The following is a 22,392-nucleotide window of genomic DNA, read 5'->3' on the forward strand; positions in this document are numbered from 1 at the left end:
CCCCATGCCGAACGGATTCCACAACGACCCCGCGATCGACCTGATCTTCCACCGGCACACCGAGCACGGTCACTATCAGTTTCACACCCACCGCAGCGCCGCCGGCCTGGTCTCGGTCCACCTCGAGCACGACCGCGGCTACGCCTACGAGCCGCGGTGGGACAGCCTCGATCTCGGCCCGTGGGTGCGGGGCCGACGGCCGCGACCGACCCGCGCGCAGATGGAGGAGCTGACCGCCGACCTCGTCCACCGCCTGGTCGCTTTGCAAGCCTCGAACCCGCGCTCCCGGGTCCGGGCCGACCGCGCCTCCGCGCTGCTCCTGCTCGACGGCTGGTGCATCCTGCTCGGCGGCTATCACACCTACCTGCGCCGGCCCGGCCAGCCGCTGACGCGGGTCGTGCCGCCGGTCGGCAGCCGCTGCGACGACACCATGCGCCAGACCATCGCCGCCGCCCCGCAGTTCGAGGACATCGCCCGCGACACCCACGTGATGGCCGATCAGGGCCTCATGTTCCACGGCCCGGGCGAATGCGTCTACGACCTCAGCGGCTTCGACGAATTGCTGGCCACCACCGTCCCGCTGCACGACCGGCCCGAATGGCCCGACATCGCCGGCGCCCCGCTCGATTCACTGGACTCGACCGGCCGCCTGGTCCTGGCCATGCGCGCCGAGGCGATCGCCCACGGCAGCGATCACCTGGCCGTCCGCTGGCGCGCGCCCGCCCTGCCGACCGCGCCGTGACCTCTCACTTCGCGCCGCTGCGGACCCACTCGATCACCGTGCACAGCTGCGCCTCGGTGAGCACCTTGCCGATCGGCATCGGATTGCCGCCGCCGCCGACCACGCTGGTCTGCTGATTCAGCAACTTGAAGAGCAGATAGCTCTGGTCGACGTCGCCGGCGGTGACGATGTCGATGTTCGCCATCAGCGACGGCACCCCCACCATGCTGTCGCGGAAGCTGCTTGCGTCCTTGAAGATCAGCGGCGTGCCGACCCCCTTGCCGTGGCAGTTGCATGTCCCGACCACCGCCTGCCACGCCTGCGCCGCGCTGACCGCCGCCGGCGCGCAGTCCGGCGGCATCAGCGGCAGCGGCGACACGCAGTGCTGCTGCTTGCACACCGAACCATCGCAGTCCTGGTTGCCGAAGCACTGGCCGCCGAGCGAACACTGCACGCAATTGGGCCCGCCGCAGTCGACGTCCGACTCGTACCCGTTGGCGGCCCCGTCCGAGCAGCTCGGCGGCACGCAGGTGCTCGTGCACAGGTCGTTGTCGTCCTCGTCGCCGTCGTCGCACTGCTCGACCCCCGCCTGGATCACGCCGTCGCCGCAGCGCGCCTCCTCGCAGGTCCCCAGGCACGCGTCCTCGTCGCTGTCGTTGCCGTCGTCGCAGGCCTCGCCCGGCTCGACGAAGCCGTTGCCGCAGCCGCCCGGGACGCAGTCGTTGGGGCAGTCGTCCGACTCGATGAGGTTGGCGTCGTCGCACACCTCGACCCCCGCGTACACCAGGCCGTCGCCGCAGCGGGCGAACTGACACGCCAGCGTGCACGGCCCGTCGTTGGCGTTGAGCGCCCCGAAATCACAGCCCTCGGGCGACTGAACGATCCCGTCGCCGCACGTCTCGGGCGGCTCCCCGGTCGCCGCCGCGGTGGTCACCGGCGCCTCCGTGCTCGTCGCCGGCGCCTCGGTGCTCGTCACCGGCTCGCCGATCCCCGTCGTCACCCCCGCCCCGGTCGTGGCGAGCCCGTCCGTCGCCGCGCCCTCGTCGATGCTGCAGGCGACCGTGGCGAGGCAGAGCGTGAGGACCAGCGTTCGCATGCGCAGCCCGAGAGTGCCGACCGGCCCGCCGTCCGCCAAGCCACATACGCCACGCGCGTCCGTTGCGCCGCGTCGCGTGCGCACGCCGCCTGCGCGCCCGCGGGCGAGGCTGACCTCCGCCATGGCCCTCGAGGGCGAGCCCCGAGGTCTCGCGCCGACACCTGTCATCCTCGACACACGGAGAGGCCCGGTCCCGGCGATCTCCGAACCTCAGGGCGTCAACCTTCGCGGACCCGCGCTCGCCGGGCGCCCCCGCTCATCCGGATGTTCCTTAAAACATGTCCTTAAAGACATGTACATTCGACCATCCTCAGGCTGCGCGAAGATCGCAGCGACGCCCCGGTCGCGGGCGCTTGCCCGCGCGCGCCCGCCGGGTAACCCTCTGCCGCGAGAGACCCATGCCCAAGCACCGCGCGCTCCTCGTCCTCGCCGGCCACCTCCTCGCCCCCGGCTGCCTGCTCGGCACCAACACCAGCGACGGCGACGCCGACGGCACCAGCACCACGACCACCACCGGCACCACGACGACGACCACGTCGACCACTACCGGTACCACCACCGACAGCACGGACGCGACCGCGACCACCGCCCCGACCACCACCTCTGCCACGACGACCTCGACCACCACCTCTGCCACGACGACGACCACCACCAGCCCCGGCAATTTCGGCCAGTGCGGCTGGGACCCCAACAACGGCTATTACGGCTGCGGCTTCCAGGGCGTCGACCCGGATGGCGACCACCCGCTCACCTGCCCCGAGACCCTGCCCGCCACCGGCGCCCCGTGCGACGGCGACTCCCCGATCAGCAACATCGGCTGCTGCCTCCCCGACGGCACCAACTACTACTGCTCGTCCGAAAGCGGCGGCATGATCGTCGTCGAAGCCTGCGGCCCGTGAGCCCTGGCTCTGACCCGAGTCCGGAGCACCGCTCGATCGGCCACGCTCGACGTGGGTATCAATCCGGATCGCCCCCATTTAAAGAACGGCGGCCGATCGCAAACGCGAATTCATCCGGGCTCGTATTGCTCGCGTTGCCGAGGACCACGATCGTCAGCTCGCGCTCGTGGTAGCGGATCAGCATCGTCTGCGCCCCCATGATCTGCCCGGGGCGGCGGAACACCCGGACCTTCTGCCCGCCCGCCGCCACCTAGGTCCCGATCGTCGCCTCGAGGTCGAGCTTGCCCTGATCGCGCAGCTGAAGGATCAGCGCCGCCGTGAACAGCTTGGTGATCGACGCGATCTTGTATTTCGTGTCGTCGCCGTGCGGCACCGCGAACTGGCGATTGGCCAGCCCGTAGCTGCGGCGATGGACCACGGCTCCCGCTTGCTGGACCGCCACCGTGCCGTGGAACTCGTGCTCGCGCGCGTACGCGTCGATGAAACCGGCCAGCGTGTCCTGCTCGGCCGGCGCCACCTCCCGAACCGGCGCCTGTAGATGCGCGGTCTCCTGGCGAGCCGCCTCGCCCGCCGGAGCGTCGCAACCGATCAGCAGCGCGCCGATCGCCAGCAACCTGCCGAGACTCGACCTGCGCAGACCCTCGCCCGGTGCGATCGCCATCTTCTCCGAACCAACCTCTCGCCGCGGGGACCCTGTGCGCGCGCGGCCCGAAGCCTCGCCGCCGCCGCATGGTGAAATGCGTGCTGCGGCCCCGTCAAGCCGCTCGCAGCCCGCCGGCCCGCGGTCACCCGACCTCGCTCGCGGCCCCCTCGGCGCGCGCCCGCTGGCGAAACGCCCGCGGCGACTCGCCCTCCTCGCGGCGGAACGCCGTGCTGAACGCGCTCTCCGACGCATAGCCCAGCGCGAACGCCAGCTCGCCCACTGCACGATCGCCGGTGCGCAGCGCGTCGCGGGCCAGCTGCATGCGCCACGCGATCGCGTACTCGAGCGGCGGCTTCCCGACCAGTCGCGTGAACCGCAGCGCGAACGCCGAGCGCGACATCCCGACCGCCTGCGCCAGCGCGTCCAGCGTCCAGCGCGTGCGCACATCGGCGTGGATCTGCCGCAGCGCCGCCCCGATCTGCGGATCGCTCAGCGCGCGCAGCCAGCTCGCGCGGCGCCGCATGTCGGCCGCCCCCAGCTGGCGCATCGCCTGCACGAGGATCACCTGCGCCAGCCGGTCCAGCACCAGCGCGCGCCCCGGCGAGCGCTCGCCCACCTCGCGCGCCAGCAGCCCCGTCAGCTCGCGCAGCGCCCCCGCCTCGCTCGCCGGCACCCGCATCATCCGCGGCAGCGCGGCCACCAGCAGGTGGGCGTTGCTCGGGTCGAACGCGAAGTGCCCACCCACGATATGCGAAGTCAACGCTGCCGGCGGCGCCCCGAGGCGGACCCTCCCGTCGACCGCCGCCGCGAACAGCGGTCCGGCCGCGCGCTGCGGGGCCGTCAGCGCGCTCGCCATCACGTACGCCGGCGGATCGCTCAGCATGAAGAAATCGCCGGCCTCGCAGCGGAGCGGGCGACGGCGGCCCGTCAGCGCGATCAGGCAGCGGCCCGCGACGACCGTGCCGAACTTCACGTGCGGGTACGCCTCCAGGCGGATCGCCCACGGCCCGCGCGCCTCGAGGCTCGCCGACACCACCGCGCGCGGGCGCAGCAGCGCGACGATGTCCGCCAGTGGGTCGCCGTGTTCCTCGCTCATGGACGCCGCATAAACTAATCGAGACGAAACATCATGGCCAGTCCCGCCGCGCCGACGTACACCGAGGGCATGACGAACGACAGGAAGCACGCAGTGGTCACGGGCGCCAACAAGGGCATCGGCCTGGCGGTGGCGCGGCAGCTGGCCGGGCTCGGCTACACGACCTGGCTCGGCAGCCGCGCCGAGGCGCGCGGGCGGGCCGCGGTCGCCGAGCTGGCCGGGCACGGGGACGTGCGCTGGTTGCCGCTCGACGTCACCGACGACGCCAACGTCGCCGCCGCGGCCGCGCTCGTCGGCGCTGCCACCGGGCGGCTCGACCTCCTCATCAACAACGCCGCCATCGGCATCAAGGACGGCGAGGGCCCGCCGACGCTGATCCGCCTCGAGGTCCTGCGCGCCACCTACGAAGTCAACCTGTTCGGCCCGCTCCGGGTCACTCGCGCCTTCTTGCCGCTGCTGCGCGCCGCCCCGGCCGCGCAGATCGTCATGGTCGGCAGCGGCCTCGGCTCGCTCGCCCTCCAGTCGGACCCCGCGAGCGGCCTCTCGCGCTGGCCGGTGTTCGGCTACAACTCCTCCAAGACCGCCCTCAACGCGCTCACCGTGGCCCTCGCCAACGAGCTGCGCCCCGAGGGCATCGCCGTGCGCGTCGTCAACCCCGGCTTCATCGCCACCGACCTCAATGACCACAGCGGCACCGGCACCCCCGACGAGGGCGCCCGCATGGTGCTCAAGGCGACGACGACGCAGGCGCCGAGCGGCAGCTTCGTCGACGGCGACGGCACCCTCCCCTGGTGAGCGCGCGCCCCGCTCGGGCCCGTGCGGTGGGTCATGGCCCCGCCGCGGGCCCCTCGCCGCCAACACCGGCGTACAAAAAAATCCGCGCCCGTGTCACAACCGTCGGGCCCTGTCTCGTCTTGTCCTCGAGCGTGCAGAAGCCACGCAGGAGACGAACATGACCCCACGACTGCAGAGCAACCCGTTCAAACTCGCCCCCGAAAGCACCAAGGCGCTGATGGCCCTCGAGGCGAGCTTCAAGGCGAGCGGCCTCGAGCACAGCCTGATGGAGCTGGTGAGGATGCGCGCCTCGCAGATCAACGGCTGCGCCTACTGCATCCACCTGCACGCCACCGACGCCCGCAAGTCCGGCGAGACCGAGATGCGGCTCTACATGCTCAACGCGTGGCGCGAGTCGTCCCTCTACACCCCGCGCGAGCGCGCCGCCCTGGCCTGGACCGAGGCCCTCACGCGCGTCGCCGACACCGGCGCCCCCGACAGCGACTACGAGTTGGTCAAGGCCCAGTTCAACGAGGCCGAGCAGGTCCACCTGACGCTCCTGATCGGCTCGATCAACACGTGGAACCGCTTGCAGGTCGGCTTCCGCGCGGCGCACCCCGCGGAGCCTGCGAGTGCAGCCGGCTGACGACGCCACCATCGATCCCTTCGAGGCGCAGCGGCCCCGCCTGCTGCGCCTCGCCTATCGCATGCTCGGCTCGCTCGCCGAGGCCGAGGACATCGTCCAGGACGCCTGGCTGCGGTGGCGCAAGGTCGAGGCCCCCGTCGACGCTCCCGCCGCCTACCTCAAGCAGATCGTCGCGCGCCTGTGCCTCGATCGCATGAAGTCCGCGCGAGCGCGGCGCGAGGAGTACGTCGGCGCCTGGCTGCCCGAGCCGCTGCTCGCCCCCGAGTCGAGCGACGCCGACGACGACCTGACGCTCACCCTGATGCTCGCGCTCGAGCGCCTCTCGCCGCTCGAGCGCGCCGCCTTCCTGCTCCACGACGTGTTCGGCGTCGCCCTCGGCGAGGTCGCCAGCACCCTCGACCGCGACGCCGCCGCCGTCCGCCAGCTGGCCGCCCGCGCGCGCAAGCACGTGCAGACGGCCCGCCCGCGCTACCGCGTCGAGCCGGCCGAGGCCGACCGGATCGCCCGCGCCTTCTTCGTCGCCTCGCGCGACGGCGACGTGCAGGCCCTGCAGGCGATGCTCGCCGAGGACGTCGTGATCCACGCCGACGGCGGCGGCCGGGTGGTCGCCTTCCGCAACCCGATCCGCGGGCTCCAGCGGGTGCTCCGCCTGTTCGCCGGCCTTTACCGCAAGTTCAAGTCCCCGCCCGTGCTGCTGCGCCCGCTCGTCATCGACGGCCTGCCCGGCTACGCCAGCTTCGACCGCGGCGACGTGCTGCAGACCACCGCGCTCGAGCTCGTGGACGGTCGAATCACCGCGATCTACATCGTCCGCAACCCGGACAAGCTGCGCCACGTCGCCGCCGCGCTGGCCGCCGCCGACGAGTTATAGCGACTGTCCATAAGGACATGTCCTCCACGACTTGTCCACTCGGACATTCTCTAAGCGACATGCTCTATAGAACATGTCCTCTCGACCATCCCGGATAGCGCGCCGCCGGCACGACCGCAGCCCCTCCGCGACCGAGTCGAAGCGATACGTCCCGGCTCTGCGCCGTCAGTGCCCGCCCGCGGCGTACAGCGGCAGCAGCGCGATCGTGCGGGCGAAGCCTGCTGGATCGGCGACCAGCGCCCGGCCGAGCTCCAGCGCCACCTGCGAGCCCTCCTTGACGATCGACTTGGCGAGCTCGAGCGACGCCGCCCCGCGATCGAAGCACCGCTCGGCCCGCAGCTCGCCGACCACCACCACGTCCGCCTCGCCGTCCCGCGTGAACCTGCAATCGACGGTGAACGAGAAGAACCGCGCCTCGTAGTCCCATTCGTCGAGCTCGAGCTGGCAATCCTCGGCGGGTCTCCACCCGTCGAAACCCGCGGCGTACAGCCCGATATCGGCCTGCCACACCCCGCGCTCGTTCAGTTCGAGGGCGACGCCGAAGGCCAGCGGATCGCCGGCGTCGGCCGCCATCGCCAGCGCGAAGCTGCGATTGAACGCCCCCGTGTGCTCGTTGTCGGTCCCGTCCATCTCGCACGACGCTGTCGGGTCGTCGGCCCACGCCTCGCGCTCGCCGCCGAACTCGCGCTCCTGCCCGCCGGCGCCGATCACCAGCGAGGCGGTGACGATCGCGGGCTCGCGCTCATGCCCCAGATCCGCCACGAGCCCGCAAGCGACGAGACAACAACCGAGCGGCAAGATCACGGGCTTCATGACGGTCGCGGCCAGCATAGGCGAGGCGCTCCGCAGTGTCATCGGCCGCCCGCGAACCTCGCGCACGTCGCGCTGTACGGGCCCGCGGAGCCCGCCCGCCGCGCCCGGGGCCCCCGCCGCCGCCTCGAGTTGCTCGCGCGCCCGCTCGCGCCCACACACCCGGGACAAACCCCGCGCCGCGTCGGCCCGCTCTCGTCATCGGCTGTCCTTCAAGACATGTCCATGAAGCCATCCCACGATTCCGCCCGCGAGCCCCTCCCGGGCGCGATTTCGCCGACAGCCGCGAGCGCCCCCACATCGTCGCGGCGGCTCCGCACCGACCCCTCCCCCACCGCGGCACCCATCAAGACGATCGCCGACATTCCCCCCGCCGGCCGCGATCCTGCCCCCATGCGGGCCTCAGGGCGATCCTGCGCCCGCGCGCGCCCCAGTCGCCGCCGCATCTTGATTCGCCGGAGGCAGCCATGAGCATTTCCAATTACATCGGACGAGTCCTCGGCGTGGCGCTGGCCCCGGCCGCGTTCGTCGCCAGCGCGCTCCGCCGCGACCGGATCTTCCACCCCGACGGCGTGCTCTACCGGGCCGAGGTCGAGCCCGCCGCGCAGCACGCCGCCCTCAGGCCGCTGGCCAAGCGGCTCGCCGGGGTCGCGCTCGTGCGCCTCTCGGGCGCGCTGTGGCGCTGGCCGCAAGGCCGCCGCCGGCCCGACCTGCTGGGCGTCAGCGTGCGGGTCCGCGGCAACGACGAGACCACCCTGCGCCGCCTGCCCGGCGACCAGGACCTCTCGTTCGTCACCGCGACCTCGCTCCTGCGCATGCCGATCGCCGCGCTCGCCACCGACACCGGTGATTACCTCGACAACTCCTATTATTCGCTCCTGCCCTACCGCCTCGAGGGGCTCGGCCAGGTCCGCCTGCGCCTCGTCTCGCTCCAGCCCGCCCCCGCGGGCGCCGACCGCAACCGGCGGCTCGAGCTCGCGGTCGCCAAGCGCAAGGCGATCTTCTGCCTGGAGCTGCAGGGCGAGGCGCTCGGCGACGACTGGCACCCGCTGGCGACCGTCGACCTGCGCGACCGCCTCGAGGTCGACGAGGACGCGTTCGAGCTCGACCCCGGCTCCTCGGCGATGGGCCTCGTGCCCGACGGTCTGCTGCAGTCCGTGCGCGTCGAGGTCTACGCCGCCAGCCAGGCCGGCCGCCGCCTCACCGACGGCTGAGCCCACGTCCGCGAACGCTACCCGCGTCGCCGCCGGCGCAGCAGGGTCAGCACGGCACATAGCCCGAGGGACATGCCCCATGCGCCATGTCCCTCGGGACTCACGGCGCAGAAGCCCATGAACCCTTCGGTGTCGTCCAGCTCGGCGGGCTCGTACGGATCGACGGTCGCCAGCTGCCCGAGCGCGCGGGCGTTGCCGGCGGCGTCGTGGGCGACCAGCGCGAACACGTGACCGGAGCCGGGGTCGAGCCCGGTGACGAGCACCGAGGTCTGGTCGGGCGCGATGAAGCCGCTGCACACCCGGCTCCAGTCGAGCCGCTGCATCTCCCGGCTGACGCACAGCTGACAGGTGTCGCTGCACAGCCCGGCGTCGGAGTTCTGCGTGCCCTCGTCGCACTCCTCGCCCGCGTCGACGCGGCCGTCGCCGCAGAACGCCGGCATATCGCGGTCGACCTTGACCAGCGCCTGCGGCTCGCCCCCGCACACGCTGGCGACTGTGTACCAGCCCGTCCCGTCGGCCACCGCGTCGCGCGCGGGCGCGGGAAATTCAAGCTCCGCCGAGTACTGCCAGTCGGTCTCGCACAGCACACGAAAGCCGGCGATGTCACGCGCATCGGGCAGCTCCCACCGCAGCAGCACGCCGTCGGCCCGCGGCTCGGCCCGCAGCCCGTGCGGCAGCTGGTGCGGCGGCTCGAAGTCGTAGCGCAGCACCCCGGACTCCGCCGTCTCCGGATCGTACACAAAATCCTCCGCCTGACAGCCGGTGACCCCATTCGCCGCCGGGTCGCACAGCCACACCCCGCCCTCGCCCTCGCCCTCGCAGCCGCGCGCCAGCGTGGTGTACGGCGAGTCCGCGCGGCGCTGCGCCGATTCGACGTAGCTGCCCAGGAACGCCGGATGAAACAGCGCCGTGAAGCCGGTCCGGAACTTCGCCACCGGCTCCTCGAGCAGGATACTACACAGCCCGTTGCGCCCCTCCGCGGCCTCGCGGCTGTCGCAGCGATTGCCGACAAACCCGAAGATCGTCCGCGTCGGATCGCCCGCCCCGCCGACGGTCGAGACTTCGGCCTGGATCGGCGCACCGCACTCGCAGCGGGCCCGATTGAGCAGGCCCTGGCGGTCGGCGTCGTCGAGGGTCCTCAGGGCCGCGCCGTCCTCGTCGAGGATCGCGTAGCGCACGCGAGCGTCGAACGACACCTCGCTGGCCCCGGCGGAGCCGGTCGCCCCGAACACACAGATGCACGCCACCAGCGACGCGCCCGAGCGGCGCGCCCCACCACGAGGTTTTCGAAGCATGGCCCCTCCAACCACCCCGCTCCTGCGAATATTTCCCGCGCCGTCGCACCGACGTGCCGACGTCGCCAAGTCGCGCGCTTTCGTACCGATCGGCGCTCCGCCAATGATCGGTGTAACGATCGCCTCGAGGCACGTCTTCTATCTGCGAACCGGCCGCGCCGACGCCTGCATCGCGTACGCGATCCCGTGCTCGAGGCTCGGCAGCGTGCGCACGCCGCCGAACTCGACCCCGAGCTCGACGAGCGCGCTCGCTACCTCCGGCCCGATGCCCGTGAGCACCAGCTCCGCGCCGAGCAGCCGCACCGCGCGGCCGACGTCCGCCAGGGCCCGCGCCGCGACCTCGTCGACCTGCGGCACCCCGGTGACGTCGAGCAACACGAACCCGGCCCGCCGCGCCTGCACGCCCTCGAGGATCGCCTCCAACAATCGACCGGCCCGGTCGCCGTCGAAATCACCGACCAGCGGGACCGCCACCACGCGCTCCGCGATCGGCACCAGCGGGGTCGAGAGCGCCAGCAGCGTCGCCCGCTGGGCCTCGATCACCTGCTGCTGCAGCGCCACGTGTTCGGCCGTCGCCACCTCGAGCTCGGCCGTCCGCTGGCGCACCCGCTCCTCGAGCTCGACGTTGAGGCGCAGCACCGCCTCGCGGTCGCGCCGCTGCTCGCTGATGCAGCGGACCACCTTGATGAGCCCGTCCTCGCCGACCCGGATCACCCGCGCCTCGTACCACTCGGTCGCGCCGTCCAGCTCGAGCGCGTACTCGAGGCGGGCCTTGCCCGCCGGCCCCGCCGCCTCCGCGAACGTCGCCTCGAACTGTGCCCCGATCTCCGCCGGCAGCACGTCCTGCATGCGCCTGCCGAGGAACGCCTCCGGCCCCACGTACATCGGCGTCGACGGGCTTGCCAGATAATGGGTGATCGTGCCGTCGAGGCGCATCTGGAAGAACAGGTCGGGCACCCCGCGGTAGATGTTCTCGAGCGCCGTCGCCAGCTTCAGCCGCTCCGCGTGCGCGCGCTGCACCTCTTGCGCCGCGCGCTCGAGCCGGGCGACCCGGCCGCGGAGCTCCTCGTTCTCGGCCCGCAGGTCGGCGTCGGTCGGTGCCTCTTCCATGGTTGCACCGCGACGATAACCGACCCCCCGGTCCGCCGTTGCGACCCCCCGTTGCGCGAAGTCACCCCCCGCGCGGGCCCTCCCGAGCCTGCACCCGCAGGCACGCCCGCGCCCGCCCGGGAATGCGAGCAATCCGGGCCAAGGGGACCTCCAGGCCGGCTTCACGGGCGTCCCCACCGCCGCCGCGCACCCGTCTCCGCGGGATCACGGCGCGACTGGCCGCTGCGACTCCTATCATCACACTCCTGGGACTGACTCGATTGGCGAGCGCGCCAGCGCGCCGGCAATGTCAGCACCACCGCGCGCGGAATTCATCGTCCACCATGCAGCGCGCGCAGATGCCCTCGGCATCTCGCCCACGGGCCTGCCGGCCCTCGGCAAAACTCCCGACCCGCCGCCGCGCGCGTCCCGACCTGCGCACATGCGCGTGATAGCGTCGTCCGGTGCCACGCCTGTCGCCGCTCCAGCGCTCGCTCCTCTTGCCGGTGCTCGTCGCGCTCGGCTGCCCGCAGGGCGGCGACGTCGCCACCGACGCCGACCCTGGCGCCACCGCCGACGCCAGCACCGGCGCCACCGCCGGCACCGGCGCCCCGACCACCGGCGACACCGGCCCGGGCCCCACCTCGAGCGGCACCGATCCCACCGGTGACACCGGCGACACCGGCGACACCGGCGAGCCTCCTGGCGAGCCGTCCGGCAACGCGCTCGACCAGAACCTCCTGTTCACCTGCGACGATCGCCCTGCCTTGCCGCCGGCCGACCTGCGGCTGCTCGACCGCCAGGAGTGGACCCGCAGCGTCGGCAGCTGGACCGGCACCAACCTCGCCAACAATCCGCTGTATCCGCGGGCCTCCCACCGCTATTCGACCTACAGCGACGGCGAGGCGCTCGACCCCAGCGTGCTCTCGCTCTACCTCGACGTCGTCGGCGGCGCCGGCACCGCGTGGGCCATCGGCAAGTGGGATGCCGGCCGCGTGCGCACGGTGATCGAGGACCCCGAGTGTCAGTGCTTCCTCAACGACGCCGCCCCCTCGCCCGAGTGCGTCGATTACTTCGTCCGCCGCTACCTCGAATACGGAGCGGTGTACCGCCCCGCCGGTGACGAGCAGGCGGCCGCGCTGCGCGAGTTCGCCGACACCGTGCTCGCGGGCGAGGCCGACGTCGCCCAGCGGCCGGCCACCATCAAGCGGATCGCCGCCGCCGCGTGGATGACCACCGCCGCGCTGTATCGGCCCGAGCTCGGCGCCGGCGAGCCCGACGAGCACGGGCGCCTGCGGCTCGGCGACTGGGAGCTCGCGCAGGCGATCGCCTACGCCCTCACGCGGGCGCCCGCCGGGACCCCGAGCGTCAATCGCTACTACGAGGCCGGCTACACCAAGGGCGACGTCGATGGTGACCTCGGCGACTTCCTCGACGCCGCCGCCGACGGCACGATCCAGGACCCCGAGGTCGTCGCCGCGCTGGTCCGCGCCCACTTCGGCGGCCTCGACGAGGAGCGCCGCGACCTCCTGTTCGAGGACCGCGACGCCCGGTGGTGGGAGAACCAGGGCGAGTACTGGATGGCCACCGGCGTGCGCGCCTTCTTCCGCGAATGGCTCGACTACGCCGGCCTCGCCGACAAGCCGCCGAAGGTCGAGACCGCCAAGACCTCCGCCTGGTGGGAGGTCGGCACCACCGAGCTCAGTTACCAAAACACCGTCTCCGGCATCTACGGCACCGAGAACACCCTCGTCACCCAGCTCGACGACATGATCGCCCGCATCGTCGCCGCCGACCAGGACGTGTTCGCCCAGCTGCTGACCTCGCGCCTGTTCTACACCCCCGCCAACGCCGGCTATCAGGAGGGCGAGAGCTCCATCTCCAATTCGACCGCCGACTCGCCCCGCGTCTACGGCGTCGCGGGCATCACCGCGCAGACCCGCGAGGCCCGCTGGAAGCAGCTGCCCGAGAACGAGCGCGCCGGCGTGCTCACCCACCCGGCGTGGCTCGGCGCGCACTCGCTGTCGTTCGAGAACGACCCCAACCTGGTCCATCGCGGCAAGTGGATCCGCGAAGAGCTGCTGTGCCAGAACATCCCCGACCTGCCGCTCAACGTCGACGCCATGCTGTCCGAGGCGTCGCGCGAGCAGTCGGCGCGCCAGCGGATCTCCGAGCAGATCGACGCGGACCCGTACTGCGCCGGTTGCCACCAGATGATGAACCCGCTCGGCTATCCGTTCGAGATCTACAACCACGCCGGCTTCCTCCGCATCGAGGATCACGGCGCCGCGCCGAACGGCACCAGCGTGCTCGCCAACATGCCCGCGCCCGAGCTCGACGGCCCGGTGACCAGCGCGATCGACATGAGCGTGCGCTTCGCCGGCTCCAAGTACGCCAAGCGCTGCTTCGTGCGCCAGGCCTTCCGCTTCTTCGCCGGCCGCGAGGAGACGATGCACGACGGCTGCACCCTCGTGGCCATGGAGACCGCCTACGACGACAGCGACGGCTCGTTCGCCGAATTGCTGATCGCCCTCTTCAACAGCGACAGCTTCCAGACCCGCGTGCCCGAGTGAGCGGCGACGCCGACCGGAGACCCATCATGTTCACGCGTCGTAATTTCCTCACCACCGCGGGCCTCTTGACCGGCGCCGGCCTGTTCGGCGGCGCCGCCCTGACCGGCCGCCCCACCCGCGCCGCCGACGGCGACCCGCGCCGGATCGTCATCTTCCTCGAGGGCAACGGCATCCGCCCCGAGTGCGTGCGCGACCCACTGACGCTCGAGACCCTCGAGGGTTACGCCGGCAAGCCGATCGAGAGCAACCGCGACTACGGCCACGACGATCCGGTCCTCGTGTCCGCGGCCCCGCTCGCCGAGGCGCGCTCGCTCGCCGCGCTGGCCGCCAAGGACGACGACATCTCGCTGGTCGAGCGCGCCTGCCTGGTGCTCGGATTGTCGGGCACCTACCTGGGCGGCGGCCACTCCACCGATTTCGGGGCCCTGAGCGCCTCGCAGGCCGCCGGCGGACCCGCCGGGCCGACCATCGAGACCGTGCTCTCGGCCATCCCCGAGGTCCGCGGCAACACCCCGTTCGACGCCATTCGCATCGGCGTCGGCGCCGCCACGACCCCGCTCAATTATTCCAGCTGCGCCTTCGATGCCGGCAAGCCGGCCCCGCTGCTGCTCAGTCCCGCCGCCTCGTTCGCCTCGCTGTTCGGCTCGGTCGCCTCCGGCGAGGCCGGCGAGGAGTTCGAGAGCCGCAAGCAGCTGCTGGAGTTCGCGCTCGAGGACGTCATGCGCGAGCTCAAAGGCTTCGGCGGCTCGAAGCGCGGGCGCGACAAGCTCGAGACCTACGAGGCCTCGCTGCTGACGATGCTGGCCCGCAACGACCAGATCCTCGGCATGAAGGGCGCGCTGCAGGCCAACAAGCCGCTCGGTCCCGGCGAGTCCGACCCCGACCCCTACGCCTCGGGCGACCCGCTCGAGCAGCTGCGCCTGCAAGCCGACATCGCCACCGCCTCGCTGCTGTCCGGTCTCACCAATGTCGCAGTGGTCTCGTTCGGCGCCGGCAGCTACTACTGGTCGCTGGAATACCCCAGCCTGTCCGATTTCTACCCCTCCAAACAAGTGATCGGCGGCCACGACCTGCGCCACGGCGAGAGCCCCGCGTTCTACGAGACCCTGCACGAGGTCACCAGCCGCGGGATCGGCGAGATGGCGCGCATGGCTCGGGCCCTCGCCGCCCGCCCCGAGCAGGGCGGCACCATGCTCGACAACACCCTGCTCCTCTACATGTCCGACAACGGCGAGAAGCACCACTCGAACGCCGAGGAGTGGGCCATGCTCATGCTCGGCGGCAACAACATGGGCTTCAAGACCGACGGCCGCAGCGTCACCTATCCGAAGAGCGGCCACGAGAACAATCGTCAGACCTCCAACCTCTTCAACTCGCTGCTCCACGGCGCCGGCCTGCCCACCGACGATTTCGGCCACAGCAACCCGGTCACGCGCATCGCCGAGGGCCCGCTCGCCGAGGTGTGGAGCTGACCCCGCGCGCCGTCCGTCATCGCGCGCGATCCCGGCGGCGTCGCCCGCTTGTCCGCCGCCGGAGCTTCCGCCACCATCGCCCGCGGTGCCACGGATCCTCCACGACCTCGCTTGCCTCGACGACCGCCGCCTGAGCCCGTACTGCTGGCGCAGCAAGTACGCGCTGGCCCACAAGGGCCTCGAGTTCGAGGCGCGCCCCCACGGCTTCCTCGACATCCAGCAGCTCTACGGCGGCGCGCACCGGACCTTGCCGATCCTCGACGACGACGGCCGCGTCGTGCACGACTCGTGGGCCATCGCCGACTTCCTCGACACCCACTACCCCGATCGCCCGCCCCTGTTCTCCGGGCCAGCCGAGCGCGCCCTGTGTCGATTCACCGAGGCGTGGCTGTTCGGCGCCCTCGCGCCGCTGCTGCTGCCGATGCTCGCGCTCGACATCCACGACCACGCGCACCCGAGCGATCGCGCGTACTTCCGCGAGAGCCGCGAGAAGCGGCTCGGTCGTAGCCTCGAGGCCGCAGCTGCGGGCCGCGAGGAGCAGCTGAGTGAGCTGCGCGCGGCCCTGAGCCCGCTGCGCCTCACCTTCACCGCCCAGGGCCAACAATTTCTCTCGGGCGATCGGGCGGGGTACGCCGACTACATCGCCGCCGGCATCTTCTTGTGGGCAGCGTCGGTGACCACGCTGCCGCTGCTCGAGCGCGACGATCCCGTCGTCGCATGGTTCGAGCGCATGCGCGACCTGCACGACGGACTCGGCCGCACCGCGCCGATGTATGCAATTGCGGCGTGACGATCGCACTGCGAAGAGCTCGGTGAGACCACGACGATCCGCGCGCGCGCCCGTGCCCGATCGTCTCTGGCATATTCGCCGCATGCCAGGCACGCGATCGATCTGCGCGGCGTTGGTGCTCGCCGCGTGCAGCAGTGAGCCCGTCGACACCGCCACCGACACGACCTCGACCACGTCGACCACCTCGACCACGGCGGACACCGCCGACACCACGTCGACCACGGCCACGGACGACACCACCTCCACCTCGTCTTCGACCTCGACCTCGACCGGGCCGACGACCACCGTCGAGCCGACGACCACCGGCACCACCACCGTCGACGACACCACGACGACCACCGGCACCACCACCGAGGCCATGCCGAGCGGGCCCGACGTCGACGTGTCCGACCCGAAGCTCCACGAGTTCTCGTTCAAGGCCGACGAGGCCGACCCCGCGGCCGCGCTGGCGCTCGGCAACCAGCTGGCCCAGCTCGACACCAGCGCGCCGCTGCAGGGCCGCCTGGTCGTCTACCTCCACGGCGCCGATCAGCCGAGCACCTGCGGCTCGCAGGCCCACGGGGTCGAGCTCGCGCGCATGGGCTTCCACGTGATCCACCCGTGCTACGTCGCCAACTACGGCGTCGGCAACTGCGGCGACGACATCGGCGGCTGCCGGCTCGAGGCGTTCGAGGGCGTCGATCACCACCCGTTCATCGACATCCCGCCGGCCGACAGCATCGAGACGCGCGTGGTCAAGATGCTGGAGCACCTGCAAGCATTGCACCCGGGCGGCGATTGGCAGTACTTCATCGAGGACGGCCTGCCGCGCTGGTCGGAGATCGTGATCTCGGGGATCTCCCACGGCGCGAGCAGCTCGGGGGTGATCGGGATGAACCGCACGGTCGAGCGCGTGGTGATGCTCTCGGGCCCGCTCGACAGCAATCAGGCGTGGCTGAAGGCTGACCCGCTGACCCCGATCGACCGCTTCTGGGGCTTCACCCACACCGGCGACGACCAGCACCCCGGCCATTTGAAGAGCTTCGCCGACATGCTGGTGCCCGGCGAACCATTCGTCGTCGACGGCGCCGAGCCGCCCTACATGGATTCGCACCGCCTCGTCACCTCGGCCCCGACCGACAACGGCCACGTCTCGACCCAGGCCGGCAGCGCCTCGCCCAAGGAGGCCGACGCCTACGTGTTCACGCCGGTGTGGCGCGCCATGTACGGCGCCGAGTGAGCCCGCCCGCGTCCGCCTATCATCCTGACCATGATCCCGCGGACCTGCGCAGCCGGGCTCCGCGAAGCGGTCGCTCCCGAGGTCGAAGCTGCGCGACGCCTTTCGCAGGTGCATCGCCCTCGCACGCGCGAAGCTCTCGCCCGCCGCGCGACCCTCGCCCGTGCGCGGCCCTCGCTGGTCGCGAGGCCCGACTCGACGCCGAAGATCTCGACTCGCGCGCGTCATCGACCCCGCGACGTCCACCGCGAGCCGTGCACGCCCGAGCTCGCTCTCATCTGCCTGTCCCCGAGGACATGTTATCTGTTCTTCAGGACATCTCACGCGCGCGGACCCCGTCCTGCGCGCTCGGCACAGGGGGCCGCGAGCGCCTCGGCCGCGGCCTCCAGGACCCGTTTCGTCGACTCTCACGAATGGCGACGTCCTTGACGTCGGCGCCGCGGACGGGCACACGAACGGGCCGGAGATTCTTGGCATGCGGACCTCGTTCAAATACGCTCACCTCTCCAACTCTGTCCTCCTCGGCGCGCTCGTCGGCCTGCTCGCCCCGTCGCTGGCGCAGGCGGCCACCCTGTCGGTCGGCGCCGGCAAGCAATACAAGACCGTCAAGGAGGCGGTCGCGGCGGCCAAGAGCGGCGACGTCATCGAGATCGATCCCGGCGAATACGTCGACGACATCTCGTCGATCAAGACCGGCGATCTGACGATCCGCGGCGTCGGCGACTCCCGCCCGCACCTGCGCGCCACCGTCCCGCCGCCCAACAAGAAGGGCATCTTCGTCGTCGAGGCCGGCGTCGGCCCCGTCACCGTCGAGAACATCGAGTTCTCCGGCTCGAAGATCAGCCAGGGCGACGGCAACAACGGCGCCGGCATCCGCGCCCAGGGCACCGACCTCACCGTCCGCAACTGCTACTTCCACGACAACCAGAACGGCATCCTCGCCGGCGACGGGGCGATGACCGTCGAATACTCCGAGTTCGCCTTCAACGGCGAGGCCGGCTACGAGCACAACATCTACATCGGCACCGCGCCGAAGTTCGTGTTCCGCGGCAACTACTCGCACCACGTCAAGTCGGGCCACGCCGTCAAGTCGCGCGCGCTCGAGAACCACATCGTCTACAACCGCCTGATGGAGGAGGCCGACGGCAACGGCTCGGCGCTGATCGACCTGCCGCAGGGCGGCCTCTCGTACGTGATCGGCAACCTGATCCAGAAGGGCCCGAAGGCGGAGAACAAGAACCGCATCATCTTCTACAAGGGCGAGGGCGGCACCAACCCCGACCTGCGGCTGTTCGTCAGCCACAACACCTTCGTCAACGACGGCTCGCCCAACGCGGTGTTCGTCGACGCCCCGGCCGGCACCGAGGTCCACGTCCTCAACAACCTGTTCGTCGGCCCCGGCACCCCGATCAAGACCGGCGACCCCAACGCGATGGTCGTCGACCTCGGCAACCTGAAGCTCGACGACGCCGGCCTCGTCGACCGCTCCGGCTACGATTATCGCCTGCTGGACGGCGCGCCCGGGATCGACGCCGGCGAGGCCCTCGACGCCGCGCTGATCCCCGATTCGCAGTACCTGCACCCGAGCCAGACCGAGTCGCGCCCGGTCGTCGGCGCGCCGGACGTCGGCGCCTACGAGTTCGGCGTCGACGAGGGCACCACCGGCGAGACGTCGACCGGCACCGATTCGACCGGCGACGATTCGACCGGCGACGATTCGACCGGCGGCGATCCGACCGGCGAGCCGGGCACCAGCTCCGAGGGCCCGACCACCGACGGCCCGACCACCGGCGGCCCGACCACGAATGACCCCACCACCGACGGCGCCACCAGCGACGGCGAGACCACCGCGGCCCCGAGCACCGAGGGCAGCATCGGCACGACCGACGCCACCGGCGGCGCCTCCGACACCGACCCCGGCACCGACACCGACACCGGCTCGGCCGGCGACGACGACGGCGGCTGCGGCTGCCGCAACGACGCCGGCGGCGGCCCCGGGGCCCTGCTGACGGTCCTCGCGGTCCTGGGCTTTACGGCCCGCCGCCGCCGTCGCTAGCCTCGCCAGGCCCGAAGCCGGGCCCCCGGCGCGTACCGGGGGCCTGCGCTTCGAAGCCCCCGAGCTCGCGCGCATGGCCGCCACCCCGAACCGCCGACTGCTGCGCGCTCGGCTGGCGGCGCTCCGACGATTGCTGGCACCGCGAGATCGGCTCGTGCGCGGCGAGGCGGGCGGCGATCGCCCGCTTTCGAGCCCCGGGGCGTCGCCCCGACTCCGCGGCTACTCCTCGTCCTCGAGGCTCATGCGCACGTGCCTGCGCCCGTCGTCGACCGGCGCGCTGGCCCGCGCCGCCAGGGCCTTGGCCGCGCCGTCGGGATCGCCGAGCAGCAGCACCGCCGAGCACGTGCCCGAGTGCGAGAACTTGGCCTTCTTGCGCAGCACGTAGGCCACGCACTCCTTCAACGGCTTCGGCGCCTTGCCGACCACCTTGGCCTGCAGCAGCTTGCCGTCCTCGAACTCCCACTTGACCGCCAGCGCCGCGCCTTCCTTCGCGCACGAGTCGAGCGAGGGCTTGCCCTTCGCCACCCCCGCGACCACCTTCGCCAGCGCCGGCTCGCCCTGCGCGACCATGCGGCACGCCAGGTCGCGCGTCTGCAGCCCGCCCGCGTCCAGCTCGGCCGCCTTGGTCGTCAGCTCGAGCTCGACCGGCTTGCCCCCCGACGCGCTCAGCTGCTTGGCCACGTGGCACGCGTCGTCGTTCTGCCACTCGCACGCCTTGGCGAAGTGCTGCTCGGCCCGCGCCACGTCGCGCCGGGTCCCGGTGCCGTCGTGGAACGCGATGCCGGCCTTGAAGCAGCCGTACGCGCTGTGACCGACGCACGCGTTGATGTACGCGTTCACCCCGCGCATCTTGGCGTCGGCCGAGCTCTGCGCGAACAGCAGGTCGCCGACCCCGGTGCAGCCGTCGATGTCGCCGAGCTTGCAGCCGCTCTGATACATCTCGATCGCCTGCGCCACGTCGGCCTCGACCCCGCGGCCGGTGTGAAGCTGCTGGGCCGCCCGCGTACACGCCGCCGGCCGCCCGCCCGTGCACGCCTTGGTCGCGTACTCGAGCTCGATCTGCGGCGTGCCCGTGCCCTCGCGCGCCAGGTCCGAGCGGCGCTCGCACGCCTCCGGGTAGTCGTTCGCGCACGACTTCTCGTACACCTCCGCCGCCTTGACCAGGTCGACCGGCCCGCCGCGCCCCGTCTGGTACAGCTCCGCCAGGCGGAAGCACTGGAACCCGTCGTTCTTCTCGCAAACCGCCGTCAACGGCTCGCGCGCGTTGTCGTAATCCTTGTAGAACATGGCCGCCTCGGCCTGCTCGACGCATTGCGCGCCGAAGCACGAGTCGTCGGCCGGAGCCGCCGAGGACGACTCCTTGTGACAGCCCGCCAGCGCGAGCGAGAGCATGGCGGCGAAACGAAAACAGCGACCCCTGCGGCGCACCCCGCCATGAAAAGACCAGGTCCGCGGCCACGTCAACGAAAATCTGGCCGCGGGCCTTGTATGGCGCTCGGCGCCCTGCGGATACCGGCGACGCAGCGATGAATCTCTCTGCCCGCATATCGCACGTGCGCGTGCGCGTACGCTCGCCGCGCCCTCGCGCGCAGGCTCGCCTCGCGCGGCTGCCCGGCGCGCGGAGCGTCGAGCTCGCCCGGCCATTCGTCCGGGGCTTGCGGCGATGAAAGCAAGCTCGGTCGCGCGACCCGCGATCCCCGGCGCGCAGCGACCTCACCCGGCGAGCGTCGTCGCATTCGCAGCAAGCGAATGTCCACACCCCGCGACCTCGGGGCCGGCGCGCGCAAGCGATGATGCGATCCCCGACGGCCCCGCGCACGACCTGGGGGCCCAGAACCTCAACCCGCCCTTGTGCCGTGAATCTCGCGCCAGAGCGCGAATGGGCGGCCCTGGGCGCGGACCGGCGTAGAATCGCGGCGATGCAGCGGCTCACGACGATCGCAGTGGTGGTGACGGGGTTCGCCGTCGCGGCCTGTCCCGGCAATCAGGGCACGATGACGACCGACACCAGCGACCCGACCGGCGATCCGTCCGGCGGCACCGCCGTCGATCCGACCGGCACGAGCGCGACCGGCTCGACCACCGAAGGCGACCCGCCGACCACCGCCAGCGCCACCTCGTTGCCCGCCAGCGCCACCGACCCCGCGACCTCGACGACCACCACCGGCGAGCCCGGCACCACCACCGTCTTCACCACCGACGATTCGACGACCACCGTCAATCCCGGCACCACCACCACCACCACGACCACCACCGGCGAGCCTGCGTGCGGCGACCAGCCGCCGACCCCTGCCGGGCCCGACGTCGTGCTCGCGCCCGAGTTCGCCGGGCTCTACACCACCTACGAGCTCGGCCAGGTCCCCGGCATCCCCGTCGATTCGCGCCTCGGCGGCTGCGTCATCTCCAACGAGGATCCCAACCTCCTGCTCGTCGCCGGCGACTCCGAGACCGCCACCGGCAAGGTGTGGGCGATCGAGGTCGTGCGCGGCGACTGCGACCACATCGTCGGCTTCAACGGCGTCGCCCAGGTCGTCGCCGACACCCCCTACGTCGACGCCAACCTCGCGCTCGTCGACTCCGGCCTGATGTTCTACACCGCCTGGCCGATCAACCAGATCGGTCAATTGCTGCCCGGCCAGATGGCCCCCGCCGTCACCACCGACATGGCCTCGCTCGGCGTCGTCAACTCGGTCAGCGGCCTCGGCTTCGTGCCCCCGGGCTTCGCCGACGCCGGCGGCATGCGCACGATCACCTGGCCCGGCGGCAATTGGTATCACCTCGACCGCACCGCCAATGGCAACACCTTCACCCTCGCCAACGCCCAGCAGACCGCCACCCTGCAATTCGGCCCCGGCGGCTTCGCCTACGTGCCCAAGGGCTCGCCCGGGTTCGACGTCGACCACCTGATCGTCTCCGAGTGGTCGGCCGGGACTGTCGGCGTCTACCAGGTCGACGCCCAGGGCGACCCGCTGGCCGAGTCGCGCAAGGACTTCTACCTCGACTTCCCGAGCCCCTGGGGCGCCTATTTCGAGCCGCTCACCGGCGACTTCATGTTCCTGACCTGGGGCGCCGGGCAGGACCGGATCTACATCGTCCAGGGCTTCGAGGCCCCGCCGCCCATCCCGCAATGA

At 71.7% G+C, this 22,392-nt stretch carries 20 protein-coding genes; 12 read left to right on the forward strand and 8 right to left on the reverse strand.

Going from position 1 to position 22,392, the window contains the following annotated elements; genetic code table 11:
- The first annotated feature begins 4 nt into the window (after positions 1-4).
- Entirely contained in the window at positions 5-742 is a 738-nt protein-coding gene (locus POL25_RS30180) for a hypothetical protein (protein WP_272089712.1), read from the forward strand.
- Positions 743-746: 4 nt separating this feature from the next.
- On the opposite strand, the gene POL25_RS30185 is transcribed toward POL25_RS30180, so the two are convergent.
- Positions 747-1,817, reverse strand: a complete 1,071-nt coding sequence (locus POL25_RS30185) for a DUF4215 domain-containing protein (RefSeq protein ID WP_272089713.1) — start codon at positions 1,815-1,817, stop codon at positions 747-749.
- A 398-nt stretch (positions 1,818-2,215) separates the two neighbouring features.
- On the opposite strand from POL25_RS30185, the gene POL25_RS30190 reads away from it, so the two are divergent.
- The gene (locus tag POL25_RS30190) at positions 2,216-2,716 is read left to right on the forward strand and encodes a hypothetical protein (protein ID WP_272089714.1); all 501 of its coding nucleotides are present in this window, start codon (positions 2,216-2,218) and stop codon (positions 2,714-2,716) included.
- A gap of 58 nt (positions 2,717-2,774) precedes the next feature.
- Here the strand turns inward: POL25_RS30190 and POL25_RS30195 are convergent, their stop codons facing one another.
- The 3 genes from POL25_RS30195 to POL25_RS30205 form a co-directional block, all read right to left on the reverse strand.
- Positions 2,775-2,966 (reverse strand): hypothetical protein, encoded by a 192-nt coding sequence (locus tag POL25_RS30195; RefSeq protein WP_272089716.1) that lies wholly within the window; start codon positions 2,964-2,966, stop codon positions 2,775-2,777.
- The gene (locus POL25_RS30200) at positions 2,967-3,377 is read right to left on the reverse strand and encodes a serine hydrolase domain-containing protein (RefSeq protein ID WP_272089717.1); all 411 of its coding nucleotides are present in this window, start codon (positions 3,375-3,377) and stop codon (positions 2,967-2,969) included. It lies immediately after the preceding gene.
- 124 nt (positions 3,378-3,501) lie between these two features.
- On the reverse strand, positions 3,502-4,455 hold the full coding sequence (locus tag POL25_RS30205; RefSeq protein ID WP_272089718.1) for an AraC family transcriptional regulator: 954 nt from the start codon (positions 4,453-4,455) through the stop codon (positions 3,502-3,504).
- A gap of 33 nt (positions 4,456-4,488) precedes the next feature.
- Here POL25_RS30205 and POL25_RS30210 point away from each other — a divergent pair, with 33 nt between their 5' ends.
- From POL25_RS30210 to POL25_RS30220, 3 genes are all read left to right on the forward strand, one after another.
- Positions 4,489-5,250, forward strand: a complete 762-nt coding sequence (locus tag POL25_RS30210; RefSeq protein ID WP_272089719.1) for an SDR family NAD(P)-dependent oxidoreductase — start codon at positions 4,489-4,491, stop codon at positions 5,248-5,250.
- 157 nt (positions 5,251-5,407) lie between these two features.
- Positions 5,408-5,875, forward strand: coding sequence for a carboxymuconolactone decarboxylase family protein (locus tag POL25_RS30215; RefSeq protein WP_272089720.1), 468 nt, complete (start codon positions 5,408-5,410; stop codon positions 5,873-5,875).
- Positions 5,862-6,746: a sigma-70 family RNA polymerase sigma factor gene (locus tag POL25_RS30220; RefSeq protein WP_272089721.1), complete on the forward strand. Its 885-nt coding sequence runs from the start codon at positions 5,862-5,864 to the stop codon at positions 6,744-6,746. Before POL25_RS30215 ends, POL25_RS30220 begins: the two co-directional genes overlap by 14 nt.
- 165 nt (positions 6,747-6,911) lie before the next feature.
- Here POL25_RS30220 and POL25_RS30225 read toward each other — a convergent pair whose 3' ends face one another.
- Positions 6,912-7,559: a hypothetical protein gene (locus tag POL25_RS30225; protein ID WP_272089722.1), complete on the reverse strand. Its 648-nt coding sequence runs from the start codon at positions 7,557-7,559 to the stop codon at positions 6,912-6,914.
- 464 nt (positions 7,560-8,023) lie between these two features.
- Here POL25_RS30225 and POL25_RS30230 point away from each other — a divergent pair, with 464 nt between their 5' ends.
- Positions 8,024-8,770, forward strand: a complete 747-nt coding sequence (locus POL25_RS30230) for a hypothetical protein (protein WP_272089723.1) — start codon at positions 8,024-8,026, stop codon at positions 8,768-8,770.
- 17 nt (positions 8,771-8,787) lie between these two features.
- Here the strand turns inward: POL25_RS30230 and POL25_RS30235 are convergent, their stop codons facing one another.
- Together POL25_RS30235 and POL25_RS30240 are read right to left on the reverse strand one after the other, a co-directional pair.
- Positions 8,788-10,065 (reverse strand): hypothetical protein, encoded by a 1,278-nt coding sequence (locus POL25_RS30235; protein ID WP_272089724.1) that lies wholly within the window; start codon positions 10,063-10,065, stop codon positions 8,788-8,790.
- A gap of 138 nt (positions 10,066-10,203) precedes the next feature.
- A complete protein-coding gene (locus POL25_RS30240; protein ID WP_272089725.1) occupies positions 10,204-11,175 on the reverse strand; it encodes an STAS domain-containing protein in 972 nt (323 codons plus the stop codon).
- A 443-nt stretch (positions 11,176-11,618) separates the two neighbouring features.
- On the opposite strand from POL25_RS30240, the gene POL25_RS30245 reads away from it, so the two are divergent.
- The 5 genes from POL25_RS30245 to POL25_RS30265 all read left to right on the forward strand — a co-directional run bounded on the left by POL25_RS30245 (position 11,619) and on the right by POL25_RS30265 (position 19,261).
- Complete coding sequence (locus POL25_RS30245; protein WP_272089726.1) at positions 11,619-13,727, forward strand: DUF1588 domain-containing protein; 2,109 nt, start codon at positions 11,619-11,621, stop codon at positions 13,725-13,727.
- 26 nt (positions 13,728-13,753) lie between these two features.
- Complete coding sequence (locus POL25_RS30250; protein ID WP_272089727.1) at positions 13,754-15,199, forward strand: DUF1552 domain-containing protein; 1,446 nt, start codon at positions 13,754-13,756, stop codon at positions 15,197-15,199.
- Between the two features lie 85 nt (positions 15,200-15,284).
- Positions 15,285-15,989, forward strand: a complete 705-nt coding sequence (locus POL25_RS30255; protein ID WP_272089728.1) for a glutathione S-transferase N-terminal domain-containing protein — start codon at positions 15,285-15,287, stop codon at positions 15,987-15,989.
- A gap of 82 nt (positions 15,990-16,071) precedes the next feature.
- Entirely contained in the window at positions 16,072-17,208 is a 1,137-nt protein-coding gene (locus POL25_RS30260) for a BPSS1187 family protein (RefSeq protein WP_272089729.1), read from the forward strand.
- A 472-nt stretch (positions 17,209-17,680) separates the two neighbouring features.
- Positions 17,681-19,261: a right-handed parallel beta-helix repeat-containing protein gene (locus tag POL25_RS30265; protein WP_272089730.1), complete on the forward strand. Its 1,581-nt coding sequence runs from the start codon at positions 17,681-17,683 to the stop codon at positions 19,259-19,261.
- A 219-nt stretch (positions 19,262-19,480) separates the two neighbouring features.
- Here the strand turns inward: POL25_RS30265 and POL25_RS30270 are convergent, their stop codons facing one another.
- Positions 19,481-20,653: a tetratricopeptide repeat protein gene (locus POL25_RS30270; RefSeq protein WP_272089731.1), complete on the reverse strand. Its 1,173-nt coding sequence runs from the start codon at positions 20,651-20,653 to the stop codon at positions 19,481-19,483.
- A 527-nt stretch (positions 20,654-21,180) separates the two neighbouring features.
- Between POL25_RS30270 and POL25_RS30275 the strand changes: the two genes are divergently transcribed.
- On the forward strand, positions 21,181-22,392 hold the full coding sequence (locus POL25_RS30275; protein ID WP_272089732.1) for a hypothetical protein: 1,212 nt from the start codon (positions 21,181-21,183) through the stop codon (positions 22,390-22,392).

Source organism: Nannocystis bainbridge (genome assembly GCF_028368995.1).
Lineage (GTDB): Bacteria > Myxococcota_A > Polyangia > Nannocystales > Nannocystaceae > Nannocystis > Nannocystis bainbridge.